Origin of the sequence: Kitasatospora atroaurantiaca (assembly GCF_007828955.1) — a bacterium.
Taxonomy (GTDB): domain Bacteria; phylum Actinomycetota; class Actinomycetes; order Streptomycetales; family Streptomycetaceae; genus Kitasatospora; species Kitasatospora atroaurantiaca.
The window spans coordinates 568447-582402 of sequence record NZ_VIVR01000001.1; the positions used below are offsets into that span (position 1 = coordinate 568447).

Genomic DNA, 13956 nt, shown 5'->3' on the forward strand with positions numbered 1-13956 from the left:
TCCCACCGGACGGGGCCGCCGCCCGACGCGCCCGGGCACGAGCCGTGAGGCTCGGCTGCGGGCCGCGCACCGCCGGGCCCTCGTACCGGCGGCAGCGGCCTTGCGCCGTCCGGGTGGCAGATCGCGGGGAAAGCGCCCGCGCGGGGCGCGGCGGGAACGCATCGCACCGAGCGTCCGCAGGAACAGCGAGAAGGGACCGGTTCATGACCGCCCGCACAGGGCAGCGCGGCTCCCCGCCCACAGGCCTGGCACGTCGCTGGAGCCAGGCGGCCGACACCCACCTGACACCGACCAAGCGGTCCCTCCTGGTGACCTGGACCGCCTTCGGTACGACCTTCGGCACCGTCCGGCTGATCACCCACGGCATCCGAGGCGGCTGGCTGCCCTGGGGCAACGTGTCGGCGGGCGGGCGGCATCTGCACCACTACAACATCGGCATCGCGGCCCTGGCCGGCGTCGGCCTGGTCGCCGTACGCGGCGACGACCGGGCGGTCCGGCATCCGCTGGTCGCCGCGGGCTACGGAGCCGGCACGGCGCTGATCGCGGACGAGTTCGCGCTGCTGCTGGACCTGCAGGACGTGTACTGGACCGAGGAGGGCCGGATCAGTGTGGACGTGGCCCTCGGGATCATGGCCGCGCTCGGCACGTACCTCACCGCGGCGCCTTTCTGGCACGAGATCGTCCGGATCACCCACGAGCACGCGAGGCGCCGCGGCGCCGCCCTCCTGGTGCGCTCGGCGCCGTACGACTGATGCCTAGGCCGAAGGGCCCGACGGTCTGTCATACCCACGTGCCAGGATCGCCGTCGTCATGATGAGTGCGGCGCTGCACGAGGTCCTGACCCCCAACTTCCGCCCGACGGCGTTCGGCCTGGCCCAAGAGGTCACGCGCACGAACACAGAACTGTGCTGCCGTCGACCCGACGCCCCAAAATCCTGGGCCGCGTGTCCGGCCGGGAAGTCACAGTGCCGCAGGCTCATCGTGCCCGGGGCAGCTCCACGGGTACGGCAGGTCGTTCGGGCAATGCGTGCAGTCCTCGGCGTTCCGGCTCGGATTGGCCTCGGCATCCCGGCGGTCCAGAGCCTCTGCGGTGGCGGGGTACTTGGCGCGGAGCCGGTCCCGGAGAGACTGGGCCGGCTTGCCGGCCACCAATGCCGCGTCGGGTTCCACCCCCGGGCCGGCGACCACGACACCGGGTGCACGCAGCTGCGTCACCTCCGCTTCCAGCTCAGCGACGCGGGCCTCAAGTCGCTGCACGTCCCGGGCCGCGTCCTTGTAACCCTCCTTGTGGCGCTTGGCGACGTGTGTGAGGGTGTCCACCCGGTCCGCGAAGGCGTCGCGTTCGGCGGCGATCGGCTGTACGACCTGGCCGGCGATGACCGCCGCAATCCAGTCGACCCATTCGTTGATGCGCTCGGTGCCCGGCGCGCCGATCAGTTCGGCGTCCTGCAGGCCGTTGAGCATGGCTGGGCGGATGGCGTCGGCGATGCGCTGCTGCGGGCCGGGCTGCTCGGTCACAGCTGCTCCTCGATGACGATTCGGATGGCTTCGACGACCGCTCTGGTGCGGATGGTGTTGAGGAAGCGATCTTCCCATGCTCTGGCTCTCTGTCCGATGCGGGCGAGCTTGCCGGCTGTGCAGTCGACGCTCTTCCTCACCGGACGACGAGGAAGCCGCCGCAATGCGGGCCGCGGGCATCGACGTGACAGTCGTGCGGTGGTGGGCTGCGACGACATTCCGGCCGCGGCACTGGCCGTACCGCCGCTGACGACGGTCGCCACCGACTCCGCGGCGGACGCCGAACGCATCGCCCGTACCGTCGTACAGGCCCTCACCGGCGAACCCGGGCCACCGGTGCCGACCTCCAACACCTTCAGCCTCGTCGTACGGCAGTCCTCGACCGCGGGGCCGGCTCCGACCCCCGATCCTTTCACTTCGGCGGGCCAGGTGGCCGGTCGCACCCCTTGACCCTCCTTACGCGACATCGGCCTGGAACGGGACGAGTGGGCCTGCTGCTGGACACACCTTTCGACCGGGGTGCCGCCTCTGGTCGGTCGTGGACCCGAGCGGCTTCGGTTCGGCTCGGTCAAAATACCGGGCCGAGTAACAACCCGACGTAGTTCTCGGCGAGTTCGGCACTGTTGATCCGCATCGACTCCGCGTGTGGTGACCGCGATCGAACTGCCGGCGACGGTCCCCGGGCTTGTCGGACACCCTGTCATCGCCCCCTGCCGGCGGCGCTTCGCTGCGAACGTCCTCTTCCCTCGGCCCGTCGAACAGGTTGTCATCGTATGGTGCTCGCGGCTCCGAGTGCCCGGGCCGCCGACGGGAAGCGACGACCTCGCGGGAACGGCCTCGCCGGTGGAACCGTCCGGCGTCACGCCGAGTCCCTGCCCTTCTGTTCGGACGATGCCGACCGCCGTCTAGGCTCGGGGTACATCGACCGGGGAGGGAGCGAACGCGAGTGGGCAGCTGGGAGAGCGCGCTGAACGCGGCCGGGATCAACGACCCCGGACTGCGCGAGGACTACAGCCGACAGCGTCGGCAGGTGACGCAGTACAAGCGTGAGGCCGTGCTGGCCTCAGGACTCCTCCTGCCGCCGCGGCTCGTGCCGCACGTGATCGCGGCCACGGCCTACATGCACCGCACCGACAGCCTGCTCGACAGCGGCCCGCTCGACGACCGGAAGGCGGCGTACGCGCACTGGGAGCGGGAGGTCGCCGACAGCCTCGCCACCGGCGGGACCGACAACCCCGAGCTGCGCCCGCTGCTGAACACCGTCGCCGCGCACCCGACCCTGCGCGACCGCGCGCTGGAGCACCTCGCCGGGGCCGCCGCCGACCTCGACTTCGCCGGTTTCGCCACCGAAGCCGACTACCAGCACTACGTGGACGGCTACTCGCTGCCCGCGTTCATGGTGGTCGCCACCCTGCTCGGCCCGGACGGCGACCAGACGGCCTACCGGACTGCCTGTCGCACCTTCATCGACGCCAGCCAGCGGCTCGACTTCGTCAGCGACCTCGCCGAGGACTTGGCCGATGGCCGCCTGACGATCCCCGAGCAGACCCTGATCCGACACGGGGTCACCCGCACCGATCTGGAGCAGGCCCGCAACCTCCCGTCCGTCCGGGCGATGATCACCGGCCAACTCGACCAGGTCGACCGCACCCTCGCCGAGGGTCGCGCCGTGGTCGGACTCGTCCCACCCGCCCACCGGCCCATGGTCCGCTGCATGATCGGCCTGGACGAGCTGACCAGCGCCGCCGCCCGCGCCGACATCCCGGCCCTGCTGCGCCGCTCGGCCGGCCCTGCCAAGCTCGCCGCCCTTCGCCTGCTCGGCCTCGAGTACCTCCGGGCGCGCCGCGCGAGCCGCTGAGCACCATGGCCCCGCCCCGGGCCGCCCTGGTAGCTGCGAAGACGTGCTCCACCGTGGTGCGGCTGGTCGACAGGGTTCCGGTCCGGTCGGCCAGGTGCATGGTCACACGTGCCCCTCGGACTCCGGGATATCCCCATGCACATGACGGGCAACCAGCGCCTGCCGTGATCGCCCCTGGCGGGCGAGCTTGAGCTCAGCCCGGGGCGCTGTCATCGAGACCTGGTCATCTCAGCGATCCTGGTGAGGTCGAGGTCATCGCCGCTGATATCGGCAAGCCAGTCGTCATGGACGTATTCGAACGCATACGTCCGGGTGTCGAGTACACCGATGCTGCCGGCCGTGATCCGCTGCTCCGGATTGATCGGCTCCGGCTGCCACCGATCCCTCTTGGGGTCGACCAGCTGGGCGAGCGCGTGTGACACCGTCGGGCCGTAGCGGCGGGGTCCGTTCTCGTGGTGGGACTGGCCGCCGACATGCAGGCGCGGCTGGAGATGCTCGATGAGCCTGGAGAGCCTCTCCCGATCTCCCATTACTGATGTTCTCGGCCTGGAATCCCTCGGTGGCGGAGGCTGGATCCGTGCATCCCGGTGCACTCCGGTCAGCATCGCTCGTTCCGTACGGCCGAAATCTCCGTCCACCGTCTTGCCGCGATGCCCGACCTACTGCCCGCGCCTCGCGCGGTGGGCTGCGATCAGGTCGCGGTACCAGGGGCACGAGGCCTTCGGGATGTGCACCTGGGTGTCGACGTGGACGAGGCCCGAAGCGCTGGCGGTAGCCCTCAGCCCAGCGAGCACCCCAGCGGACACAGCCGCTCCTGCCGACCCACACGCGGACGGGCTCGGTTCCGCTTGCGTCACATCCCTGGACGCGAACCGACCCACATGTTGTCATGTTCGCGACCAAAGCCCGGGTTTCACGGGACCACCGCGGCACCCAGGGTTGTCGGATGAACGGAAGGAAAAGCCCGTGATGCTACGTGCGCTGGCCGCCACGGGGGTTGTCGCATCGCTGTTCGGCGGCACGATCGCCCAGAGCAGCTCGGCCCTGCCGACCACGCCCCCGCCGGACAAGATCGTCATCGATGTGGCGACCGTCAACGGATCCGGCTGTCCGGCCGGGACCGCCGCGGTCGCCGTCGCCCCGGACAACACCGCCTTCACCGTGACGTACAGCTCCTACCTCGCCCAGATCGGCCTCGGCTCCAAGCCGACCGACTTCCGCAAGAACTGTCAGCTGAACCTTCGCGTGCACGTCCCGCAGGGCTTCACCTACGCGATCGCCTCCGCCGACTATCGCGGCTTCGCCCACCTGGAGAAGGGCGCGAAGGCCGTCCAGCGGGCCAACTACTACTTCCAGGGCTCGCCCCAGACCGACTCCCTCAGCCACCAGTTCAACGGCCCGTACGACGACAACTGGCAGGCCACCGACACCGTCTCAGTCGCCGCCCTGGTCTGGGCGCCGTGCGGCGAGCAGCGCAACTTCAACATAAACACCGAACTGCGAGTCAACGCCGGCACCTCCGACCCGACCAAGACGACCAGCTTCATGACGATGGACTCGACCGACGGCGACATCAACACCGTCTACCGCCTCGCCTGGAAGTACTGCCCCTGACGGCCGCCGGGCGGGCCGTCACCCCCGTACGGCCCGCCCGCGCCGAAGGCCTCCACCGCGGACAGCTCCTCGACCTGCCACGCGGCGCCGGTCAGTAACTGATCACGATCCTCGGCACGCTGTGCTTGTCGTTGAGCATCCCGGTGGCGCCGGTGAAGCCGATCAGGGCCGGGCTGGGCAACTTCACCGCGACGTCGATGACCTCTCTGCCGTCGATGGCCACCAGCAGACGCCCGTTGAGCACCCGGAACTCGACAACCCGCTCGCCGGCGCGCAGGTTGGGGATGCCGGTGGTGGTGGCGGCGTACACCAGTTGCTGGCCCTTGCTGCCGGTGGCCACACCCATGAAGTTGTCGGACGGGTCGCTGGGGCCCTTGTGGGTGACCAGGGTGACCGCCACCCCGTGCAGCCCGGCGTAACCCAGACCACCACCTCCGATGCCGAGGGAGTGGTCGGTCTCCAGGCCGGCGTCGAGGATCACCAGGGCCAGGCCGTCCGCCCCGGTGCCGCCGCCGATGACCGAGGAGAACTTGCCGGAGAGCTTCGCGGTGGGCACGGCGAGCGGACAGATCGCCGAACCGACCTGGCTGTTGAGGGCCTCGGTGAGGACGAGGTCGGTACCGGAGAGCTTGGCGCTGCCGTTGAGCGCCCAGCCGGTGACGGGTGGCAGCGGCCCGCTCTGCACCCCGCTGCCGTTGAACCGGACGGTCTGCGCGCCCTGGCCATCGTTGCCGGTGATCAGGTACGTCCCGGTGGGAGCCGCCCCAACGGCCGTCGGCACGAATTTGATGCGCTGGATGTACTCCTGGCCGGGGGTGAGCTCCTGCCCCTCGGGAATGGGGTCGATCGGGTGGTAGGGCGCGGTGGGCGGCGCAGCCTTGGTGATCGTCAGCGGCAGATTGCCGGTGTTCTTGATCACGAAGCTCTGCTCGGCCCAGCCGCCGACCGGTACGTTCCCGAAGTCCAGCGCCATCGGAGTGATCGTCATATGCGGTGCGCCGTTGATCGCCTTCCCACTGAGCGGCACGGTGACGAACCGTTGGGAGACACCGGTGAGGGTGAACTGGGAGCGGTCGCCGCCCGACGGACTGGGGACCTTCGGGGCGTAGGTCACGTCCACGGTCAAGGACGCGCTGGGGTGGATCACCGTGCCGGGCTTGGGCGGGTTGTTCAGGGTGAAGGGCGCGGCGGGCAGGGTGACGGAGGCCACCGTCTCGTCGGCGTCGCCGGTGTTGGTGATGCTGACGCTCAGGTTCTTGGAGGTGTTGGTGGCGATCTCGCCGAAGTCCAGCGAGGGCGGGGCGGCGGCGAAGCCCGGCTTGGTTCCGGTGCCGTACATGTCGAAGCCCACGATGCCCTGCTTTCCGTCGACTGTGACGTCGAAGGTGAGCGTGGCCGTGGCGTCACCGGCCACCGTTGGGGTGAAGGCGACGGGCACACTGAGCTTCCCGTCCTTGTTCAGCGTGATGGGCAGGTTCGGCGGCGGGGTGCCGATGGCGAAGGGGGCGGTAGTGGTCACCTTGTTGATCGTCACCGTCCGGGTCGCGGTGACCGCTTCGGCGCTGCGGCCGGTGGTGCCGACCGCGACCCGGCCGAAGTCGACCGTCTTCCCGGTCAGCGCCGACTGGGACGGGCTGCCGAAGCCGATCACCTTGCCGTCCCTGGTCCCGACGTAGACCCGCCCGTTGCTGATGGCGGGGACGGGGAACTTGACGGCGGTGCCGATATTGGCGGACCAGCGCACCTTGAGCACGCCCTGGACCGGGATGGGGTCGTACGCGCGCACCTGGGCGTCGGCGCCGTCGGGTCCGGTCGGGCAGATGATCCAGACCAGCGCCGATCCAGGGGTCGTCCCGTGCGAGGAGACCACCGGGGAGCCCGGGTAGTGGCCGATCGGACCGCTGGTGCCCACACTGGTCAGCGCGGGCACGCCGGTGCCGGTGGTGCCGTACCTGAAGGCGCGCAGCACGCTGTCGTTCTCCGGAACGTAAACATAACCGCCGTCGCCGCCCCAGACCGCCGGATGGCCCCAGACCCCGTGGTACGGGCCGGCCATGTTGACCACCAGGTCGGTGTCGTTGGGCCCCTGCTTGCGGCCGCCGAGGCTCTCGCGGTTGAGCAGGAAGACCCGGCCGTCCTTGCCGATCTGGACCAGCAGGTGCGGGTACTGCGTGCCGGTGCCGAACGGCGGGTTCGGCAGGGCGACCGGTCCGCCGGAGCCGAGGTCCATGTCGTCGCGGTCCAGCTGGTCCGCGTTGGCGGGGCAGAAGAAGTCCTTGGCGGCCAGGGCCGGACCACTGCTGGCGAGGTGGACCACCGACTCCGCCAGCTGGCCCGGCGGCCGGCTGCCCGGGCCCTTGGGGGGCGAGACGCCATTGCCCGTGGAGAAGAAGATCCGGCCAGGGCCGTCGGAGACCAGGCCGCCGCCGCTCATCCAGACCCCGGCCATGCCGGAGGAGCTGCCGTTCTCGGTGGCCCACATCCGCAGCGCGCGCGTGTCGGTCCTGACGCCCACCACATAGCCGACGTACGGACCGTGGTCGCAGTGCGAGCCGAAGCCGGCGAAAATCTCATTGTCGAGCAGCAGCAGTCCCGGGCGCTGCATCGCGGTGAACGGATTGAACCGGCTCTGCGGGAAGTTCACCGGACTGCCCTGGATGGTGACCGGCCAACCGGGCTGGACGCTGCCGGTGGCGGGCTCAAGCGCGAACATGTACCAGTGCGGGTTCTGCACGTCGGGACCGTCGTTGACCTTGGCGGTGACGTACACCAGCCTGGTCGTGGGGTCGTAGACCGGGGTGGCGGTGACCCCGATGTTCGGCACCAGGTCACCGCAGCCGATCGCCGACGCGGGCCACGGTTTGCCGAGCGACTTGCTCCAGAGGATGCTGCCGCTGACCGCATGGATTCCGTAGACCATGTTGTTCTCGGTGGCGGCGATCAGGGTGTCGCCGATGACCAGGGGCTGGGCGTAAACCTGGCCGTCCAGCTGGGTGGCGAACAGCTGGCCGAAGTCGCCCGAGCTGACGTTCGCCGGCGACAGCTCCGGTTCGTTGGGCGTCCACCCGGTGCGCATGGGGTCGATCGACACGGTGGTGTCATCGGTGATGGCCGTGGTCTGCTGCGTCAGAGTCATGCGGTGCCTCCGGTGCGCGCGATGATGGTCGTTGCATTGCTACGGATATCCCCGGCCGCCACTCTCCGTTCGTGCCAAGAGGAGTTAAATCCCGCAATTGGGCGACATACCGTCAGATCCTTTTGGCTCACGCGTCGTCATGGGGCCAAGACTCTGGGGGTCCAGTGAGCTGCCAGCGTTGGGCGGAGACCTCGACGGTGCCGGCCGTGAATCGTCGCCCTGGCCGACGCCGTCCCGCCGGTCGACCGTGCCGGAACGCTCGGCCGTGGCCAGCCGTGGGACGGGCGCACCGCCGGAGAGCAGGGACTGCAGCACCAGGACAGTTGATCGACGGCATACGGTGGCGGATCCGGACCGGGGCGCCGTGGCGGGACGTGCCGCAGCGGTACGGCCCGTGGGATCGGGTCTACGACCTGTTCAGGCGCTGGCAGCGCAACGGGGCCTGGAAGCGGATTCTGGGACAGCTGCAAGCCCGGGCCGATGCGAACGGACCGATCATCTGGGAGGTGAACGTGGACTCCACGATCGCCCGCGCCCACCAACATGCCGCCGGAGCGCGCAGGTGCGACTTGCAGAAGGAACCTCCCGGCGGTGTCGATGTCGAGCCTGACGATCACGCCCTGGGTCGCTCCCGTGGCGGATGGACGACCAAGCTGCACCTGGCGGTCGAGCAGGGGCAGAAGCCGCTGTCGCTCCTGGTGACCGCCGGCCAGCGGCACGACAGCCCGCAGTTCCGGCCCGTCCTGGAGAGCATCCGAGTGCCTCGCCCCGGTAGCGGACGACCGCGCACGCGTCCTGCCACGGTCCGCGCCGACAGGGCCTACGGCTCCCGGGCGAACCGTGCCTATCTGCGCAGGCGCGGCATCCGCTGCACCATCCCGGAGAAGGCCCGGGAATGGATCGCCGACCCGGGCACGCTGCCCTACGACGCCTCACCGGTCGGACTCGGGCAAGCCGAGTGGCAGGAGTCGACTCTCCTGGGAGTCGTGGTGACGACGGGACCTCTGTGACGGGCCGACCTTCCCCGTCCGAGGTCCCGGGACGTCCCGGGGAAGGTCACCGTCGTGCGTCGTCGAATGCGGCTGGGACTGCCGGGGCAGCAGCCATCGCGCCCGCAACTGCGGGGAGTTCGGCAATGGCGTAATGGAACATGCACGGCATCCCGCCCGCGCGGGCGGGCGGGATGCCACAGGTTCTTCGGGGTACTACTCGATCAGCCGGGCAGCGAACCGACGTTGACCGCCGCCCAGGCGGTGGCGACCTGCTTGGACTCGGTGGAGTCGGCGCCGTACAGGTCGGTGGCGGCCTTGAGCGTCGCGTCGCGGGCGCCCGCGTAGTCGGTGGTGGAGGTGAAATAGGTGGTGAGCGCCCGGTACCAGACCTGGGCGGCCTTGTCCCGCCCGATGCCGGTGACCGAAGTGCTGTTCACCGTCGGGCTGTTGTAGTCGAAGCCATTGATGCTCTTGCTGCCGCTGCCCTCCGACAGCAGGTAGAAGAAGTGGTTGGCCACGCCCGAGGAGTAGTGCACGTCGAGGTTGCCCACGCCGTCGTACCAGGAGTCGGCCGAAGAGCCGTCCTTGGAGGGCTGGTCCATGTACCGCAGCGGCGTGTTGTTGCCGTTGAGGTTGATCAGCTCGCCGATCCAGTAGTTCGGCGGGTTGGCGGGCAGGTTGGCGTACCACTCGACCATCGTGCCCATGATGTCGGAGGTCGCCTCGTTCAGACCGCCGGACTCCCCCGAGTAGTTGAGGCCCGCGGTGGCCGAGGTGACGCCGTGCGTCATCTCGTGACCGGCGACGTCGATCTCGGTGAGCGGGGCACTGTCGTTCTGCCCGTCGCCGTAGGTCATGCAGAAGCAGGAGTCGTCCCAGAACGCGTTCACGTAGCCGGTGTCGTAGTGCACCCGGCTGAGCGCGCCGACGCCGTCGTTGCGGATGCCGTTGCGGCTGAAGGTGTTCTTGTAGAAGTCCCAGGTCTTGGCGGCGCCGAAGTAGGCGTCCACGGCGGCGGATTCGCGGTTGGCGGCGGTTCCGTCGCCCCACTGGTCGGTGGCGTTGGCAAACAGTGTGCCGTTGCCGGAGGTACCGTTGCCCATGTCGTTGGCGGACTGGCCGCCACGGCTCGCGTCCTGCAGCTGGTACTGCGAGCCGGACTGCGTGGTGGTGAGGTCGACGCTGCCGACGAACACGCCCTTGCCGCTGCCGGTCTCGATGCCCTCGAACTTCTGCAGCACCGCACCGCTCTTGGCGTCCGTTACGACGTGCAGCTTGCTCGGGGTGCCGTCCTTCTGCCGGCTGGTGACCACGGTCTCCCAGGCGAGGATGGGGGTGCCCTTCGCCGCCCAGACCACCAGGCGCGGGGCCGTCTGAACGGTGGACCCGGCCTCGGCGGCAAGGGCGGTGGCCTGTGCCTTGGGGGCGGCCTGGGCGGGGGTGATGGCGAGGCCGTTGAGCGAGGCCTTGGCGGCGCGGTCGACACCCCTGGTAGACCCGTTCGGTGCCTGATGCACGATCAGGTCGCCCCCGAGGACGGGCAGATCGTGGTACATGCGCTCGTAGCGCAGGTGACGGGTGCCGTCGGCGTCCCGGAACGCGTCCTTGACGACCAGCTTCTCCTGGTCGCTCAGGCCCAGCGACTTGGCCAGCGCCAAGCTCTGTACCCTTGCGTCGGTGAACAGTTGGGCCCGGCTCGCGAACTGCGGCGAGGCGGCGGCCGTGGGGGCGGTGGCGGTGGCCTGCGCCAGCGCCGGTATGCCGGCCAGGAGCAGGGCGGCGGAGGCGGCGATGGCAGCCTTCGGGACCCGGGTACGGGCGTGTGAGGACATGGGACTCCTTCGCACAGTGGGGTTAGGCGCAGGGAGCTGATGGGGGGGAGCGCACGGTGGGCGGGAACCCTGCGGTGCGGCTGGGAAAAGCCTGGCAGTCCGCCGAGAGGAATGACATGGCCACGGCGAAACCTTCACGGAAACTACAGCGCGTAAAGCCGTTCGGCGGGCCCAACCCCCGTCAAACGGCGGGATTATGACTCCTCATCAGATACCGGAGCGCCACATGCGGCGATCGTTCGCCTCCGGAGCGCAACCAAGCCGTTGGCCCAGGGGCAGGGGTGGCGTCAATCGGCCTCGACGGCTCCGAGGAGCAGGTACGGGTCGGCGCCCTTGAGGCTGATCGTGCCGAAGGGGTCGTCGATGCGGCGGTCCTCGAAGACGCCCGGGGCCTGTGCGTCGTCGGTGGCCGCGTAGTAGTCGTAGATGTTTCCCATGGCCTGACCGTCCCAGCCGCCAGTGGGGTGCGTCAGGAACCAGCCGTCTCTGTGATCAGAGCCACCGCCGCGTCGAGCTTGCCGAGCTCCTCCGGGCTGAGCGTCGGGTTAGCGGCCCGCCGCAGCCTGGCCTCCGCAAGGTGTACCTCTTCGATGCCGCCGAGATGCCGTAGCAGCGAGGAGAGCACGGCTCGGCTGCACGGCTGGGGTGACGGGCGAGCGAGGTGGCGTAGCGGCTCATGGTGTGGAGGGTCGCCTGAGGGGTGAGTGCCTGGCCGCCGAGGATCACGTCCTGCAGGTCGCGGAAGTACTGGACGTACGGGTCCGGGGTGAACGTGCTGAGCATGACGGCGGGTTGGTCGGTCGTGTCGGCGAAGGTGTGCGGTGCCCGGGCGGGAGCATCACAGGAGGGCGGCGTGGACGGGCTTGTCGGTCCCTCACGGCCCGGCAGTGTCACCACCAAGGCAAGCCCGACGCCTCCCACGGCCCGTACTGCGGCCCGCGTCCCACGCATCGATGCGACTCCCCTTCGTGTCGCGCGCGCCGGACCGGCTCAGCAGGTGCGGCGGCGGTACGCACCGTCCCCGGCCGGGACGACGTTCCGGTCGCGCAGGACCACCGACAGCCTCTTGCCCCACGACTTGCAAGCGGCGGCGAGCCCCTCGGCCTTGTACTCGATAACGAAGACCCGGTCGTCGTACGCGTCGGCGTAGGCCCCGCACTCGTCGTACTGCCCGCATTCCTCGGCGACCGCGAAGTCGAACCCGAGGCTGCGCCCCTGCCGTGCCAGGCCCGCGGCGTTCTTCTGACCGATCGCCAGACCGCCCGCGTGGGCCCGGTCGACGAGCAACTTCCCGAAGGCCAGGTCGTGGTCGGCGGTCAGGAGCCCCTCTGACCGCTCGTGAGAGTCGAGGTTGTCGGCCTCGACCGCCTGGAATCCGGCTGCGGCGCAGCCGTCGATCCACTCGCCCACGATCCCGGCGAGCTGCTCGCGCTTGGCAGCCGTGGAAATGTCCAGCAGGGCCTCCTGCCAGTCCCTGTCGACGACCATTGCGCCGCCGGAGCGAAGCAGCAGGTCGGGGTGGTGGGCCTGCCACCAGTCGGTGGCGTCCGGCTGGGCCTGGAAGGCGTTGACGTAGCAGATGTTGTACAGGCCGGGCGTGGGCTTCGCGGCACGGTCGCGGGAGACCGCGCGTACACCGGGCGGCGGCGGGTAGGCACCGCCGATCTGGTAGTCGAAGGAGATGCCCGGCTCCGGCAGAACCACCGCGCCCCCGGCGTTCGCCCTTGGTGCGGCAGCGGTCGACGGAGCGGCGGACGACCGGGCCGGCGCAGCGGTGTCCTCGCCGTCGGACGCGGAGCATCCGCTCGCGGCCGCAGCGAGCACACCGCACATAGTCACCACTGTCAGCACGCGGTGCAGGGCTGGGCGGATTCGGTCGGCCATGGTCCGGGTCTCCTGTTGATGTATGGTCAACTGCTCTGCCGGCGACGGAGGACAGCCGAGGACGTGGGGTCGGCAGGACCCGCCACTTGGGACGTGCCGAACGCGACACCCGGTTCCTGCCCTGTTCAGATCTCGACGCGAGGCTGCCCGCTCATGGCGCCGAGGCCGCCGTCGACCGGAATCCGAGCGCCGGTGATGTAGCCGGCGTCGGGGCCGGCGAGGAAGACGACGACTCCGGCAGCAACGGTCAGAGCATGCACGGCTTCGAACAGCCGTTGGGCATGACGGCCGGCCGGCGTGTCCGCCGCGCCGGGATCCGCTTCCGCATCCTCGGGAAACTCTGACCCGGGCGGTTCGAGGGCTGGCAGGGCGGCGGACAGGCAACTGCGGTGGGCGGCGGCGACTTCCTGAACGCGCCGGGACAGGCCTTGCCACAGATGGAACCGGTCGCTGACCCGGACAGCGTCGGGGGCACCAGCGGCAATGCCCTGCCGGTAGGTGAGCGAGCCGTCGCGGCAGGCGATCTCAACACCAGGATGCTCGCGGAGCCAGCGGCTCAGTTGCTCGGCATCCCTGCCCTCCCAGAGCGTCACCGGCAGACGGGTGGTGGCGTCGACCAGGAGTGTGCCGTAGGTGCCTCCGTACAGCGCGAAGTCGTCCACCCCCAGCACCCGGGGTGTCACCGGCCGCGGCAACGGCACCCGCATCAACTGGGCGAGCACGGTGCACCGCGAGAGCACGACGTTGAGGATGCGCAGCATCCGGGCCCCGCCCCGGCCGGCCAGCACGACGCCGACCGCCTCGACCAGGTGCTGCAGCAGGGGGTTCGCCGCTGGTATCGCATTGCCAGTCCTGCTACCTGCTCACGAAGGTCACCTTCGGGCAGGCCGGGTCCTCGCAGTACAGGCGTCGCACACTCAAGTCGATCCGAACGGGCCGGCCGCCGACCGTCGCGTCGGTCAGGTGCCGCACGTAACGGCTGTGGACCCACTCGCTCAACGCCCCGCATCCCGTACATCCCGCTGGATCCCGGGACCGCGTACGGGCCTGGATCACCACGACAGGACCGGAAACATCGACCGACGCCACCAACACATCCGCCAAGTGCGGCAACAGCGAGAC

Annotated in this window: 13 protein-coding genes and 1 pseudogene; 5 read left to right on the forward strand and 9 right to left on the reverse strand. The window is 69.9% G+C overall.

The window, feature by feature from the left end; all coding sequences use genetic code 11:
- Positions 1–203 precede the first annotated feature (203 nt).
- Positions 204–752, forward strand: a complete 549-nt coding sequence (locus tag FB465_RS02610; RefSeq protein WP_145787235.1) for a hypothetical protein — start codon at positions 204–206, stop codon at positions 750–752.
- A gap of 208 nt (positions 753–960) precedes the next feature.
- Here FB465_RS02610 and FB465_RS35550 read toward each other — a convergent pair whose 3' ends face one another.
- Entirely contained in the window at positions 961–1518 is a 558-nt protein-coding gene (locus FB465_RS35550) for a hypothetical protein (RefSeq protein ID WP_170290475.1), read from the reverse strand.
- Positions 1515–1658 carry a hypothetical protein gene (locus tag FB465_RS36545; RefSeq protein ID WP_246192462.1) on the reverse strand — a complete coding sequence of 48 codons (144 nt, stop codon included), beginning with the start codon at positions 1656–1658 and terminating at the stop codon, positions 1515–1517. Before FB465_RS36545 ends, FB465_RS35550 begins: the two co-directional genes overlap by 4 nt.
- Positions 1659–1716: 58 nt before the next feature.
- Between FB465_RS36545 and FB465_RS36550 the strand changes: the two genes are divergently transcribed.
- Together FB465_RS36550 and FB465_RS02620 are read left to right on the forward strand one after the other, a co-directional pair.
- Positions 1717–1968 carry a substrate-binding domain-containing protein gene (locus tag FB465_RS36550; protein WP_246192463.1) on the forward strand — a complete coding sequence of 84 codons (252 nt, stop codon included), beginning with the start codon at positions 1717–1719 and terminating at the stop codon, positions 1966–1968.
- A gap of 496 nt (positions 1969–2464) precedes the next feature.
- The gene (locus FB465_RS02620) at positions 2465–3376 is read left to right on the forward strand and encodes a phytoene/squalene synthase family protein (RefSeq protein WP_145787240.1); all 912 of its coding nucleotides are present in this window, start codon (positions 2465–2467) and stop codon (positions 3374–3376) included.
- A gap of 209 nt (positions 3377–3585) precedes the next feature.
- Here FB465_RS02620 and FB465_RS02625 read toward each other — a convergent pair whose 3' ends face one another.
- A complete protein-coding gene (locus tag FB465_RS02625; RefSeq protein WP_170290477.1) occupies positions 3586–3906 on the reverse strand; it encodes a hypothetical protein in 321 nt (106 codons plus the stop codon).
- A gap of 439 nt (positions 3907–4345) precedes the next feature.
- On the opposite strand from FB465_RS02625, the gene FB465_RS02635 reads away from it, so the two are divergent.
- Complete coding sequence (locus tag FB465_RS02635) at positions 4346–4990, forward strand: DUF4360 domain-containing protein (protein WP_145797093.1); 645 nt, start codon at positions 4346–4348, stop codon at positions 4988–4990.
- 91 nt (positions 4991–5081) lie between these two features.
- Here the strand turns inward: FB465_RS02635 and FB465_RS02640 are convergent, their stop codons facing one another.
- On the reverse strand, positions 5082–8126 hold the full coding sequence (locus FB465_RS02640) for a choice-of-anchor D domain-containing protein (protein WP_145787244.1): 3045 nt from the start codon (positions 8124–8126) through the stop codon (positions 5082–5084).
- Between the two features lie 320 nt (positions 8127–8446).
- Here FB465_RS02640 and FB465_RS02645 point away from each other — a divergent pair.
- Positions 8447–9016: pseudogene (locus tag FB465_RS02645) on the forward strand (IS5 family transposase); the annotation flags it as partial.
- Positions 9017–9339: 323 nt separating this feature from the next.
- On the opposite strand, the gene FB465_RS02650 reads toward FB465_RS02645, so the two are convergent.
- The 5 genes from FB465_RS02650 to FB465_RS37650 all read right to left on the reverse strand — a co-directional run bounded on the left by FB465_RS02650 (position 9340) and on the right by FB465_RS37650 (position 13929).
- Positions 9340–10950, reverse strand: a complete 1611-nt coding sequence (locus tag FB465_RS02650; RefSeq protein ID WP_145787245.1) for a M4 family metallopeptidase — start codon at positions 10948–10950, stop codon at positions 9340–9342.
- Positions 10951–11237: 287 nt separating this feature from the next.
- The gene (locus FB465_RS35560; protein ID WP_170290478.1) at positions 11238–11387 is read right to left on the reverse strand and encodes a hypothetical protein; all 150 of its coding nucleotides are present in this window, start codon (positions 11385–11387) and stop codon (positions 11238–11240) included.
- Positions 11388–11940: 553 nt separating this feature from the next.
- Complete coding sequence (locus tag FB465_RS02660; protein ID WP_145787247.1) at positions 11941–12834, reverse strand: endo alpha-1,4 polygalactosaminidase; 894 nt, start codon at positions 12832–12834, stop codon at positions 11941–11943.
- 125 nt (positions 12835–12959) lie between these two features.
- A complete protein-coding gene (locus FB465_RS37395; RefSeq protein WP_211785706.1) occupies positions 12960–13595 on the reverse strand; it encodes a transposase in 636 nt (211 codons plus the stop codon).
- Between the two features lie 94 nt (positions 13596–13689).
- Positions 13690–13929, reverse strand: coding sequence for a transposase family protein (locus FB465_RS37650; protein ID WP_342791876.1), 240 nt, complete (start codon positions 13927–13929; stop codon positions 13690–13692).
- Between the last annotated feature and the right edge of the window lie 27 nt (positions 13930–13956).